The following is a 12,813-nucleotide window of genomic DNA, read 5'->3' as shown; positions in this document are numbered from 1 at the left end:
ATGAAGACCGACGATCTCATCAAGGCGCTCGACGCCGATGCCCGTAGCAAGGCGATGCCGTTGCGCCTGGCCTGGTGGCTGGCGGCCGGCGCGGCCGTCGTCGTCGCGGCCGCTGTTTTCATGATGACGATCGGGCCGCGCCCCGACTTCATGGTTGCCGCGCACACGATGCGCTTCCTGTCCAAGTTTGTTTTCACCATCGTGCTCGCCATCAGCGCCTTCGCCCTGATCCGAGCCCTGTCGACTCCGGGTGCGGCGACAGGCCGGGCAATGGCGGCGATGATCGCCGCGCCGCTGCTGGTCGCGGTGGCCGTGGTGCTGGAGCTCTTCATGGTACCGCAGGCGCTGTGGGGCACGCGCATGATCGGTTCGAACATGATGATCTGCATGACCTTCATCCCGCTGATCGGCATCGGTCCGCTGGCCATCTTCCTGTGGATGCTGCGCTATGGCGCGCCGACACGGCCGGTGCTTGCCGGCGCGGCCGCGGGGCTGCTTGCCGGCGGGCTGGCGGCGACTTTCTATGCGGCGCACTGCTTCGACGATTCGCCGCTTTTCGTTGCCACCTGGTACACGATCGCCATCGCGGCCCTTGCCTTGCTTGGCGCGCTCGGCGGTCGGTTTTTCGTGCGTTGGTAGCAGGACACCGCGCCCAGACCCCGTGAATACCGATCCTTAATCATGCCGGCAATTGTTTGCCGGTTGTCCATATCGCCGATGCCCCGGACGCAACCTTTCCTTAAAATCGATCCTTCAGGGTTTCGATGGAAAAAAAGCGATTGCCCACGGGGGTGGCATAAATCGTGACATTGCGAAGTATCATCGGGCCGGGACGGTACAAGCATGCAGCGCTGGCGCTGCTTGTGGCCGGTCTTGCCGTGGTGGCCGCCTCGCTTGTGCCGTCAAGGCTGGACCTCGGCACGGAAGCACTCGGACTTTGCCTTCAAATATCGGTCGCGGTGACAGTCTGCGCGCTTTTCCTGGCCTATCTGTTCATCGGTCGAATCTCGGAGGATCGACGGCAGATCACGGAGAGCGAGCAGCGGTTCCGCCGGGCCATGGAGGACTCGGCCATCGGCATCGCCATCGTCAGCCTCGACGGGCGCATTCTCCAGACCAACCCCGCCTTCGCCACCATGCTTGGCTACAGCCGCGAGGAAATCGAGGCGTTGACCTTCTTCCAGATCACGCATCCCGACGATCTGCAGATCGGACGCGAAACGATGGCCGGCCTGAGGGCGGGCACCGTCGATACTTTCCACTTCGAGAAGCGTTATCTCAAGAAGGACGGTACACCCGTCTGGGCTAATCTTGCCGGCTCCGTCATTCGCGATGGGAGGAGTGGGCGCCCGCTTTATCTCGTCTCGCAGATCGAGGATATCGACGAGCGCAAGCAGGCCGAAGCGCGCATCACCGAGGCCGAAACGCGCTGGAACTTCGCGCTCGCCGGCGCCGGTCAAGGTGTCTGGGATTTCGACATGCGCAAGGGGGGCACGACCTATTCCGCCACCTGGGTCAAGATGCTGGGCTATGGGGATGGCGAGCTCGATGGCGACCCCGACCGCTGGCTGACGATGATCCATCCAGACGACCGCGCCACGGTCGCGGAGGCCGATCGCGCCCATCTCGACGGCCAGACGGAATTCTTCGAGGCCGAGTTCAGGATGCGCCACAAGGACGGCCGCTGGATCTGGATCCTCGACCGTGGCAAGGCAATCGAGCGCGATGCCGACGGACAGCTGGTCAGAGCGATCGGCAGCTTGACCGACATCACCCTGCGCAAGCAGGGCGAAGAACGGCTCATCGTCGCGGCGGCGATGCTGGCCGACGAGAAGGAGCGGCTTAAGGTGACGCTGCAATCGATCGGCGATGCGGTCATCTGCACCGATGCCGCGAACCGCGTCACCTTCATGAATCCGGTGGCCGAAAAGCTGACTGGCGTTTCCAGCGACGACGCGCTGGGTAAGACGCTGAGCCATGTCTACTGGGCTGTCGACGAGGAGACGGGCCACAGGATCGGCATGACGCGGCCGGCGACAGGCGAAGAGGCGCGCTCCGACCAGAATAGCCGCGCGGTCCTCATCCGTCGCGACGACACACGCTGCAGCATCCGCCAGGTCGTGTCGCCGATCATCAACGAACGCAACGAGTTCGGCGGTCTGGTGATCGTCTTCCAGGATTTCACCGATGCGCGCGCCCTGCAGCGCCAGCTTGCCCATGCCGCCGCCCATGATGCGCTGACCGGGCTTGCCAACCGCTCGAGCTTCATCCGCGCCATGGAGGGACTGGTCGATCAGGCACGCAAGGACGGCACGACGGCTGGCGGCCGCCATCAGTTCATGTTCATCGACCTTGACCATTTCAAGCTGGTCAACGACACGGGCGGTCACGCTGCCGGAGACGCCCTGCTGAAGCGGGTCGCCGAGGCGGTGCGCGGCGTGCTTGGTCCTGAAGACATCGTCGCGCGCCTGGGTGGCGACGAATTCGCTGTCATCCTGAAGTCGGGTTCCGCACCCGGCGCGAGGATCGCGGCGCGCTCCATCATCGATGCGATAGCCGGCCTGAACTTCACCTGGGATGGCCGGCCGCACACGATCGGCGCCAGCATCGGGCTGACGGCGATCTGCGCCAATTGCGGCGAAGTCGACGAGATCATCGCAAGGGCCGACGCCGCCTGCTATGCGGCCAAGGCGGCCGGCCGCGGATGCGTTTCCGTGGCGCCGGACGGCAAGATCGGCGACGACAGGTCAGAACCGCCCAAGCCGCTCGCCGCGGCCTCGTGAGCGGACGCGTCAGCGTGTCGGAACGGGGTGCTCGCCGCGATAGTCGTAGAAGCCGCGTCCGGTCTTGCGGCCGAGCCAACCGGCCTCGACATATTTGACCAGCAGCGGGCAGGGGCGATACTTCGAATCCGACAGGCCGTCATGCAGCACCTGCATGATCGACAGGCAGGTGTCGAGGCCGATGAAATCGGCAAGCTGCAGCGGTCCCATCGGATGGTTGGCGCCGAGCCGCATGGCGGTGTCGATGGCATCGACCGATCCGACGCCCTCATAGAGGGTGTAGATCGCCTCGTTGATCATCGGCAGAAGGATGCGGTTGACGATGAAGGCCGGGAAATCCTCCGAGACCGTGATCGTCTTGTCGAGCTGCTTCACATAGGTCTTCGCCGCCTCGAAGGTCTGGTCCTCGGTGGCGATACCGCGCACCAGTTCGACCAGCTTCATCAGCGGAACCGGGTTCATGAAATGAATGCCGATGAAGCGCTCCGGCCGGTCGGTCTGCGCGGCTAGCCTTGTGATCGAAATCGACGAGGTGTTGGTCGCCAGGATCGCTTCGGGGTTGAGCTGCGGGCAGAGCTGCGCATAGATCTTGCGCTTGACGGTTTCGTCCTCGGTCGCTGCCTCGATCACCAGATCGGCGCCGGCAAGATCGGCCATCGCCGGTGCCGACGCGATGCGTGCCATGGCCTGGTTGCGGAGTTTCTCGTCGAGCTTGCCGGACCCCACCTGACGGGCCATGTTGCCGCTGATGGTGGCGATGCCCTTCTCGATACGGTCGGGCGATATATCGTAGATCAGCACCTTGTAGCCCGAAAGCGCGGAGACGTGGGCGATGCCGCCGCCCATCTGGCCCGCACCAATGATGCCGATCGTCTCGATCTTGCTCATTACCCGATCCCGTCCGGAGCGTTTTTCGCCACAATCGCGAACCGCCCCATCTCTTTGTTTTCCCGCAATTCCCGGCGCAAAAACCCCTGCGCACTGCCGCTGGAATTGCTCTCAGCCTTGTGGCCTGCTTATTGTGCGGTGCAAACTAAAAGGGTGGGGCGACTTCGTCTACCCCACCCCTCGTAATTTAATACGGTTGCGCGGAAGCGTCAAAGCGCCTTCTGCAACTCCGGCAGGATGACGAAGAGATCGCCGACGAGGCCGTAGTCGGCAACCTGGAAGATCGGCGCTTCCTCGTCCTTGTTGATGGCGACGATGACCTTGCTATCCTTCATGCCGGCGAGGTGCTGAATGGCGCCGGAGATGCCGACGGCAATGTAGAGATCGGGGGCGACCACCTTGCCGGTCTGGCCGACCTGCCAGTCGTTCGGCGCATAGCCCGCATCGACGGCGGCGCGGGAAGCGCCGACGGCGGCGCCGAGCTTGTCGGCGACCGGCAGGATGACTTCCTGGAATTTTTCCGAGGAACCGAGCGCGCGGCCGCCCGAGATGATGATCTTGGCCGAGGTCAGCTCCGGACGATCGGTCTCCGACAGCTTGTTCTCGACGAAGGTCGAGAGGCCGGGATTGGCCGCCGCATGAACCGTCTCGACCGAAGCAGAACCACCCTCGGGTGCCGCCTGGAAGGAAGCGGTGCGCACGGTGATGACCTTCTTGGCATCGGTCGACTGTACCGTCTGGATGGCGTTGCCGGCATAGATCGGCCGCTTGAAAGTGTCAGGCGACACCACTTCGATGATTTCGGAGACCTGCGCAACATCGAGCAGGGCGGCGACGCGCGGCGCGATGTTCTTGCCAGCGGACGTCGCCGGCGCGATGATCGTGTCGTAAGCGCCAGCCAGCGAGACGACCAGTGCCGCCGTCGGCTCGGCCAGGCGCTCGGCGAGTTCGTCGGCCTCGGCGAGCAGCACCTTGCCGACGCCCTTCAGTTTCGCGGCTGCATCGGCAGCGGCCTTGGCGCCTTTGCCGGCCACCAGCACATGAACGTCCGAGCCGATTTGCAGGGCGGCCGAAAGCGCCTTGGCGGTCTGGTCGGAAAGGGTGGCGTTGTCGTGTTCGGCGATGAGGAGAATTGCCATTTTATCTGTTCCTTTCCCGATCGCTTACAAAACGCCGGCTTCGTTCTTGAGCTTGTCGACCAGTTCGGCGACGCTCTTGACCTTGACGCCGGCCTTGCGGCCACCCGGCTCCTCGGTCTTGATGACCTTCAGGCGCGGCTTGACGTCGGCGCCGTAGTCGGCCGGGCTCTTCTCGTCCAGCGGCTTCTTCTTGGCCTTCATGATGTTGGGCAGCGAGGCATAGCGCGGCTGGTTGAGGCGAAGGTCGGCGGTGACGATCACCGGCATCTTCAGCTCCACCGTCTGCAAGCCGCCGTCGACTTCGCGCGTCACCTTGGCATGGTCACCCTCGAGCACGACCTTGGACGCGAAGGTGCCCTGGGCCCAGCCAAGCAGGGCGGCCAGCATCTGGCCGGTCTGGTTGGAATCGTCGTCGATCGCCTGCTTGCCGAGAATGACAAGGCCTGGCTTCTCCGCATCGACCACGCCCTTCAGCACCTTGGCGACACCGAGCGGCTCGGTCTGCTCGTCGGTCTTGACCAGGATGGCGCGGTCGGCGCCCATGGCGAGCGCGGTGCGCAGTGTTTCCTGCGCCTGCTGCGGGCCGATCGACACGACGATGATCTCCTCGGCCTTGCCGGCTTCCTTGATCCGGATCGCTTCCTCGACCGCGATCTCGTCGAACGGGTTCATCGCCATCTTGACGTTGGCGAGTTCCACAGCCGAACCATCGGCCTTCACGCGAACCTTCACATTCGCGTCCACAACCCGCTTCACGGGCACAAGGATCTTCATTTGCCTGTCACCTCTTCACGCTAGTTGGGCGCGCTATAGCAGCCTGCGCCCTTTCTGAGTTGTCGAAAGCCGACATTCCTGACTGAATTCCGGCCAGACGGAATTCTGGCCGGATGGAAATTCTGGTCTTTGCCCGCCTTGGGCTGCGACGGAGACGTTTCCGTAATTGTGGCGACCCTTGCCGTCAATACGCTGGAAGCTGCTCAAATCGGTTCAGTTTGGGCCAGAAGGGTTTCCCCGGCCCCAGCGCGCCGTGGTGGCGGACGTTTGGGGCGTCGCTGGTTCGCCAACGACCGGCGGCTGTTCGGGGGTCGGAACCACGGCATCCTCGTCGGCGGGGGCAAACAGCGGCACGCCGCGACTGCGCAGGACCAGCACCAGGACCGCGCCGGCAATGATGCCGCCGATGTGGCACGCCCAAGAGATCCGATCCTCGCCGCCGGCCGCGAACATGACGACCTGGAACGCCACCCACAGTATGAGCGGGATGAAGGCTGGAATGCGCAAAGGGATGCGGGCAAAGGCAAGCACCCACACCTTCACCCTGGGATAGAGGATCAGGTAGGCGACGACCACGCCGGCAATGGCACCCGAGGCGCCGATCAGCGGCACTTGTGAATCCCAGGCGATGAGCCCCTGGAAAGCGGCTCCGGCGATGGCGCACAGGAAATAGAAGATCAGGTATCTGATATGGCCGAGCGCGTCCTCGACATTGTCGCCGAACACCCAAAGGAACAGCATGTTGCCGCCGAGATGGAAAATGTCGGCGTGCAGGAAAGAGTAGGTGAGGTAGCTCAGGCTCTCGGGGATGATGACAAAGCGGGGGTCGAGTTCGGCCGTGTCGTGAACGACGGAGGGGATGAAGCCGAGGCCAAGCACGGCGGCATTGGTGAAGTCCTTGCCGCCGAGCGCCGTGGCGCAATAGATCACGGCGTTGGCGACGATCAGCCCGATCGTTACATATTGCAGCCTGATATGGCGCAGCCTGTTGGTGTCGTAAAGCGGGATGAACATCGGTCGTCGGCCCCTCCCGCCCTCCGGTCCGTTTCAGCGGTTCTTGCCGGGAACCCATAGCACGTCGGCATTTCCATTGTCATTGACCACCCGAGCGGCGACAAACAGGAAATCCGAGACGCGGTTGATGTACTTCAGCCCGTCGCGATTGACGTGTTCGGCCGGGTCCTGCGCCAGGGCCACCATCAGCCGCTCGGCTCGCCTGGCCACGGTGCGGGCGAGATGGAGGGCGGCCGCCGCCGGCGTGCCGCCGTTCAGCACGAAGGATTTCAGCGGCTGGAGGTCTTTGTTGAGGAGGTCGATGTCGTGCTCGACACGGTCGGTCTGGGCGGCAACGATGCGCAGCGGCTCGTAGCCGAGCGGCTTGCCGTCATCAGGCACGGCGAGGTCGGCGCCGAGGTCGAAAAGGTCGTTCTGGATGCGACCAAGCATGGCGTCGATCGCCTGATGGCTCTGTGCGGTATGCACGCGGGCCATGCCGATACAGGCATTGGCTTCGTCGACCGTGCCATAGGCGTCCACCCGGAGATCGGATTTCAGCCGCCGCTCGCCCGTGCCGAGGCCGGTTGTGCCGTCGTCTCCGGTGCGGGTGTAGATCTTGTTGAGCTTGACCACATCGCCTCCGAAAGGCCCTTACTTGCGGGTGAAATACACGGCCAGCAGGATCAGCGCCAGCGCCACGGCCTGCAGCAGAACGCGGGCCTGCATCAGCTTGTTGGACGTCACGCCGGAGCCGCCGCGCATCATGTTGATGAGGCCCCTGATCAGCACGACCACCACGGCGGCCATGACCAGAATGGCAAGGATGTTGAAGACGGTGGCCATTTTTTGCGTTTCCAGTTCTCTGCTTGTTCAGGCGCGCCTGGCAAGCAGGCGGTGGAGCATTGGGGCCGGCAGGATGCGTTTGAGCACGGCCCCGATCCTGGCCGACATTGTTACCACATAGTGTGGGCGCGGGTGCCGCGACAGAAGTGCATGGCGAAGCGCCTTGTGGACCACTTCCGGCCCGGGCTTCAGGGCCGATTGGCTGCCGCCGGCGCGCATGCGCTCCAGCTGCGCGGCATAGTCGGCGCGATGCACGGAATTCTCGTGATCGATATTCCTGAGGAACCAGGGCAAGCCATTGCTGGCGATCTTCGATTTCACCGGCCCCGGCTCGATCAGCGAGACATGGATGCCGCTGCCGGTTAGTTCCTGGCGCTGGCAGAGCATCAAGGCTTCCAAGGCGTGCTTGGATGCCGAATAGGCGCCACGGAAGCGCACCGGCACGAGACCCAGGATCGACGAGCAATGGACGAGGCGGCCGTGGCCCTGGCGGCGCATCACCGGAACCAGACGGCGGGTCAGGTCGTGCCAGCCGAAGAAATTGGCCTCGAACTGCTCTTTGAGCGCCGCAACGGACAGATCCTCGACGGCGCCGGCCTGGGCGTAAGCGCCGTTGTTGAACAGGGCATCGAGCTTGCCGCCGGTGCGCTCGAGTACGGCCGATGCCAGGCCGGCGATGGATCCCGGTTCCGTGTAGTCGAGATAGAAAGCCTCAATTCCGTCCGCTTCGAGCGCGGCGATGTCTTGCGGCTTGCGCGCCGTCGCGAACACCCGCCAGCCCTCGGCCTTCAATGCGCGGGCGCAATAGGCGCCTATGCCGGAAGACGCACCGGTGACGATGATGGTGCGCAACTCTGCCGCTGGAGAATTCGGAGTTTGACGAAGGGTTGCCATTTGCCGCATTCCCTTCCCATATTCGCGGCGTCGAGACAATCGAAGGGAGCGCGCGTTCTTGCTGCGGAATATTGTCGCCCTGCGTCGCGTGCTCTACGACGCGCTCGGCCATTTCAACACCGATGACGGCTGGGCGATGGCCAGCCATCTGGCGATCACCTCGCTGATGGCGCTGTTTCCGTTCCTGATCTTCGCCACGACGCTGGGCAGCTTCCTCGGCGCCCAGGCCTTTGCCGACACGGCGGTGCATCTGGTCTTCGACACGTGGCCCGAGCAGATCGCCAAACCGATCGCGCATGAAGTGCTCAACGTGCTGACCGTCAGGCGCAGCGACCTGTTGACCTATGGCGTGCTGCTTGCCGCCTATTTCGCCTCGAACGGCATCGAGGCGCTGCGCACGTCGCTCAATCGCGCTTATCGGGTCACCGAGACGCGCGGCATCATCTACCGCCGGGTGCAGAGCATCTTCTTCGTGCTGATCGCGACCGCCGGGTTCCTGGCGATCAGCGTGCTTCTGGTGTTCGCGCCCCTGTTGGCGCGGCTGGCTGAAGCCCATTTCGAGTGGATCAAACCCTATACGGGCACGATCACGCTGTGGCGTTACGTCATTGCCTCGACCGTCATCATCGGCGGGCTCTTCGCCGTTCACTACTGGCTGCCGGCCGGCAAGCGCCGTTTCGTCTCGCTGGTGCCGGGCATCATCTTCACGCTGGCGGCATGGCTTATCGGCTCGACGATGTTTGCCACCTATCTCGACCATTTCTCGTCCTATGTGACGACCTATGCCGGTCTCGCCTCGATCATGATCGCGGTGGTTTTCCTCTACATCGTCTCGGCGATCTTCATCCTCGGCGGCGAGCTCAACGCCGCGATCAGCCGTTATCTGGAGGCGCGTGCCCGGGTGGGTTGACCGGCGGAATTGAAGAACGGAGGAATTGAAGAAATGAAGAATTGAGGAGTTGAAGAACTGAGGAATTGGAGAAAAAGGCGCCATATCCGGCGCCGTGCACTTCTTCTTCAATTCTTCAATTCTTCAGTTCCTCAATTCCTCAGTTCTGCAATTCCTCAATTCCTCCCCTGGCCGGTCGCGCCGTTGCCAGGCCCACGCCAAAGGTGGTGATCGCCATGCCGACGATTTGAAGTGCGTTGAGCTGTTCGTTGAACAGGGCCCAGGCGATGATGGCCGTCACCGCCGGCACGAGGTAGAACAACGACGCCACTTTCGACATCTCGCCGTCGCGGATCATCACCATCAACAGGAAGATTGCGCCGAGCGACAGCACCAGCACCAACCAGGCCATGGCGAAGATCAGTTCGCCGTTGATGACGACGGCGTGCGTTTCGAAGGCGAGCGCGGCCACGATCATCAGCGAGGCGCCGCCGATATATTGCCACATGGTGGCCGCGACGAGGTCGCCGCCGGAGGCAAAGCGCTTCTGCCAGATGGTTCCGGCGCTCATGCCGAGCACCGAGACCAGCGAGGCGGTCAGCGTCGCCGCCGTCACGCCGCCGCCGAGCGCGCCGAGTTTTGGCCACAGCACAATGACGATGCCGACCAGGCCGATGCCAAGGCCAAGCCAGTGGCGCGGCAGAATGGCCTCGCCCAGGAACTTGCCGGCAAGCACCGCAGTGATCAGCGGCTGCAAGCCGACGATAAGGGCCGAAAATCCGGCGGGCATACCCCTGTGGATGGCCCAGAAGACGGCGCCGAGATAGACGCCATGCATCAGCACGCCGGCACCGGTGGCATGCAGCGCCTCCTCGCGGGTGGCTCGCTTCGAGCCCAGCACAAGCATCAGCACTGCCAGCAGGATGGCGGCTATGACGAAACGCGCCGCGAGGAAGGTGAATGGCTCCGCCCACGGCATGGCGTAGCGGGCGCCGATGAAGCCGGTTGCCCACAAGACAACGAAGGTGGCGGGGATGAACCGCTTGATGCTGTGCATTTTTCCGGAGACCGCCGTACTGGTGAGAATTGACCGTGGCGATGCTCTAACCCTGTTCAACCTGGCGCGCAAAACCAAACCGTTGATCCATACATCACCGGAATTCAACGGGTGAAGGGCTCAAAAAGGTGTCTCCCAAGGATTGCTGGGGTCAGAGCCCGATCGTCCGCCTGATGTCGTCTGGCGTCGTGCCGGCATCACGCAAGGCGGCAAGTCCGGTATCGCCAAGGCTCTTCGACAGTTTTCGCCCGTCCGGCCCGAGGACGAGCCGATGGTGGAAATAGGCGGGTGGCTGCAATCCCAGAATCTCCTGAAGCAGTCGCTGCACGCCGGTCGCGGAAAACAGGTCCTGTCCGCGCACGACATGGCTGACGCCTTGCAGCGCGTCGTCGACGATGACGGCGAGGTGGTAGCTGGTCGGGATGTCGCGGCGCGCCACGATCACGTCGCCCCAGTCCTGCGGACGGGCCTCGACCAGGTGCGTCGCGGATAGCGTCTCATCGGTGAATTCGGCCCATGCGAGATCCTTGCCGGCACGCGCCATGGCGGCGCCGACGTCCAGCCGCCAGGCGAAGGGTGTATTCTCGGCAATCCGCCGCCTGCGTTCCTTCATCGGCAATGCCTTGTCGGCTGGCGGATAGAGCGGCACACCGTCGGGATCGCGCGGCCAGTCGCGCCCGCGCATTTCGCTGTCGGCGATGAAAGCCCTGATCTCGCCACGGCTCATGAAGGCGGGATAGACCAGTTCCTCGCGGATCAGGCGCTCGAGCACCGTCCGGTATTCCGCGAAATGCTCGGACTGGCGGCGCACGGGCTCTTGCCAGCCAAGCCCCAGCCATTTCAGGTCGGCAAGCATGCCCGCCTCGAACTCCGGCGTGCAGCGTGTGGTGTCGATATCCTCGATGCGCAGCAGCAGACGGCCGCCTGACGCCTTTGCGAGCTTCTGGTTGAGCAACGCCGAATAGGCGTGGCCCAGATGCAGTTCGCCATTGGGGCTGGGCGCGAAGCGGAATGTCAGGAGCGTCATGTCTCGGGCGGCAATCGGGTTGTGCTGCGGTTTTGGCGGTTGCTACTTTGCGGCACATTCGCGGACAAGGATACCATGCAGCGCATCGCGACACTGGATGACGTTGAACGGGGACTGGATGCGCTTTGCATCATCGATCCGCGCCTGGAAAAAGTGCGCGGCATGGCCGGCGAGGTGCCGCTCAGGCTTTCGGAGCCCGGGTTCAGGAGCCTCGCCTCGATCATCGTGTCGCAGCAAGTTTCCCGGGCGAGTGCCGATGCCATCTTCGGCCGGCTGACGAAACTGGTCGATCCGCTAACGCCGCGGGCTATCCTTGCCGCCGGCGAGGACATGTTTCGCGAGGCCGGCCTGTCGCGGCCCAAGGAGCGTGGTCTTGTCGCGGCCGCCCAAGCGGTGGCCGACGGCCTCGACCTGCATCATCTCTGTTCGCTCGACGCCGGGGAAGCGATCGCGGCAATGACAGCGGTGCCTGGTATCGGCCCCTGGACGGCGGAAGTGTATCTGTTGTTTGCCGCCGGACACCCCGATATTTTCCCGGCGCGTGACGTCGCCCTGCAGAGCGCCGTCGGCCACGCGCTCGGCATCGACCCGCGCCCGCCTGAGAAAACACTGATCGCCTTGGCCGAATCATGGAGCCCGTGGCGAGGTGTCGCATCGCGGCTTTTCTGGTCCTATTATCGCGAAACCAGGGGCCGAGACGCCGCACCGCCGGCCTGAATCCGCAAAAAAGCATAAAAATCATGTGTTTTTGGCACGCCGCGCCCGCGACAATCCGCTTCACATCCCTGTCATGTCAGGCTTACAGTATCCGCGCCGAACGGTCGGGCTTTTGAAGCAGCACGTGACCCTTTCCGAAAGTCGAATTCGATTTTCGGGATCATGTGCGAACCAAGGAGGTCAACAAGGTGACGGTTGCCGTATCTCCGGATGGGCTTCCAGCGCTGGTGCTGAATGCGGATTACCGTCCGCTCAGCTATTACCCCTTGTCGCTCTGGTCCTGGCAGGACGCCATCAAGGCGGTATTCCTCGACCGGGTGAACATCGTCGCCGAATACGAGCATGCGGTGTCCTCGCCGACCTTCTCGATGAAGCTGCCGAGCGTGGTCAGCCTGAAGGCCTATGTGAAGCCGTCGAGGCACCCGGCGTTCACCCGCTTCAACGTCTTCCTGCGCGACCGCTTCCAGTGCCAGTATTGCGGCACGCCCGAGGACCTGACCTTCGACCACGTCATCCCCCGTCATCGCGGCGGCGCGACGACATGGGAGAACGTCGTCGCCGCCTGTTCGCCTTGCAATCTGAGGAAGGGCGGCATGATGCCGTCGCATGCCAAGATGTTTCCTCTGCAGAAGCCCTACCAGCCGACCGTGCATGATCTGCACAACAACGGCCGGCTGTTCCCGCCCAACCATCTGCATGAAAGCTGGATGGATTATCTCTACTGGGACGTCGAACTGGAGCCTTGAGTTTTCGACATTCGGATGGCTGGCCGCCCCGATTTTGGGGTCTGAGTAGCTACTGGCGTG

Annotated in this window: 14 protein-coding genes; 5 read left to right on the top strand and 9 right to left on the bottom strand. The window is 63.4% G+C overall.

The window, feature by feature from the left end; translation table 11 throughout:
- Positions 1–639 (top strand): NrsF family protein, encoded by a 639-nt coding sequence (locus EN851_RS13890; RefSeq protein WP_127872235.1) that lies wholly within the window; start codon positions 1–3, stop codon positions 637–639.
- A gap of 164 nt (positions 640–803) precedes the next feature.
- Positions 804–2,783 (top strand): PAS domain S-box protein, encoded by a 1,980-nt coding sequence (locus EN851_RS13885; protein ID WP_135929435.1) that lies wholly within the window; start codon positions 804–806, stop codon positions 2,781–2,783.
- 9 nt (positions 2,784–2,792) lie between these two features.
- Here the strand turns inward: EN851_RS13885 and EN851_RS13880 are convergent, their stop codons facing one another.
- The 7 genes from EN851_RS13880 to EN851_RS13850 all read right to left on the bottom strand — a co-directional run bounded on the left by EN851_RS13880 (position 2,793) and on the right by EN851_RS13850 (position 8,317).
- The gene (locus EN851_RS13880) at positions 2,793–3,671 is read right to left on the bottom strand and encodes a 3-hydroxybutyryl-CoA dehydrogenase (protein ID WP_013892834.1); all 879 of its coding nucleotides are present in this window, start codon (positions 3,669–3,671) and stop codon (positions 2,793–2,795) included.
- Between the two features lie 209 nt (positions 3,672–3,880).
- Positions 3,881–4,810 carry an electron transfer flavoprotein subunit alpha/FixB family protein gene (locus EN851_RS13875; protein ID WP_135929434.1) on the bottom strand — a complete coding sequence of 310 codons (930 nt, stop codon included), beginning with the start codon at positions 4,808–4,810 and terminating at the stop codon, positions 3,881–3,883.
- Between the two features lie 24 nt (positions 4,811–4,834).
- Positions 4,835–5,584 carry an electron transfer flavoprotein subunit beta/FixA family protein gene (locus EN851_RS13870; protein ID WP_127277873.1) on the bottom strand — a complete coding sequence of 250 codons (750 nt, stop codon included), beginning with the start codon at positions 5,582–5,584 and terminating at the stop codon, positions 4,835–4,837.
- A 213-nt stretch (positions 5,585–5,797) separates the two neighbouring features.
- Positions 5,798–6,598 (bottom strand): rhomboid family intramembrane serine protease, encoded by an 801-nt coding sequence (locus EN851_RS13865; RefSeq protein ID WP_135929433.1) that lies wholly within the window; start codon positions 6,596–6,598, stop codon positions 5,798–5,800.
- A 33-nt stretch (positions 6,599–6,631) separates the two neighbouring features.
- Positions 6,632–7,213 (bottom strand): cob(I)yrinic acid a,c-diamide adenosyltransferase, encoded by a 582-nt coding sequence (locus EN851_RS13860; RefSeq protein WP_127277871.1) that lies wholly within the window; start codon positions 7,211–7,213, stop codon positions 6,632–6,634.
- An 18-nt stretch (positions 7,214–7,231) separates the two neighbouring features.
- Positions 7,232–7,423 carry a twin transmembrane helix small protein gene (locus EN851_RS13855; protein WP_127277870.1) on the bottom strand — a complete coding sequence of 64 codons (192 nt, stop codon included), beginning with the start codon at positions 7,421–7,423 and terminating at the stop codon, positions 7,232–7,234.
- A gap of 27 nt (positions 7,424–7,450) precedes the next feature.
- Positions 7,451–8,317, bottom strand: coding sequence for an SDR family oxidoreductase (locus EN851_RS13850; protein WP_135929432.1), 867 nt, complete (start codon positions 8,315–8,317; stop codon positions 7,451–7,453).
- A gap of 58 nt (positions 8,318–8,375) precedes the next feature.
- Here EN851_RS13850 and EN851_RS13845 point away from each other — a divergent pair, with 58 nt between their 5' ends.
- Entirely contained in the window at positions 8,376–9,227 is an 852-nt protein-coding gene (locus EN851_RS13845; RefSeq protein WP_127277868.1) for a YihY/virulence factor BrkB family protein, read from the top strand.
- A gap of 139 nt (positions 9,228–9,366) precedes the next feature.
- On the opposite strand, the gene EN851_RS13840 is transcribed toward EN851_RS13845, so the two are convergent.
- Complete coding sequence (locus tag EN851_RS13840) at positions 9,367–10,263, bottom strand: DMT family transporter (RefSeq protein WP_127277867.1); 897 nt, start codon at positions 10,261–10,263, stop codon at positions 9,367–9,369.
- A gap of 151 nt (positions 10,264–10,414) precedes the next feature.
- Positions 10,415–11,290 (bottom strand): tRNA glutamyl-Q(34) synthetase GluQRS, encoded by an 876-nt coding sequence (gene gluQRS, locus EN851_RS13835; protein ID WP_135929431.1) that lies wholly within the window; start codon positions 11,288–11,290, stop codon positions 10,415–10,417.
- 75 nt (positions 11,291–11,365) lie between these two features.
- Here gluQRS and EN851_RS13830 point away from each other — a divergent pair, with 75 nt between their 5' ends.
- The gene (locus EN851_RS13830) at positions 11,366–12,007 is read left to right on the top strand and encodes a DNA-3-methyladenine glycosylase (protein WP_135929430.1); all 642 of its coding nucleotides are present in this window, start codon (positions 11,366–11,368) and stop codon (positions 12,005–12,007) included.
- Between the two features lie 188 nt (positions 12,008–12,195).
- The gene (locus EN851_RS13825) at positions 12,196–12,753 is read left to right on the top strand and encodes an HNH endonuclease (protein WP_135929429.1); all 558 of its coding nucleotides are present in this window, start codon (positions 12,196–12,198) and stop codon (positions 12,751–12,753) included.
- Positions 12,754–12,813 lie beyond the last annotated feature (60 nt).

Source organism: Mesorhizobium sp. M8A.F.Ca.ET.208.01.1.1 (assembly GCF_004791315.1).
Classification (GTDB): Bacteria; Pseudomonadota; Alphaproteobacteria; order Rhizobiales; family Rhizobiaceae; genus Mesorhizobium.
The sequence above is the reverse complement of the archived record's forward strand: the minus strand, read 5'-3'. Positions and strand labels throughout refer to the sequence as shown.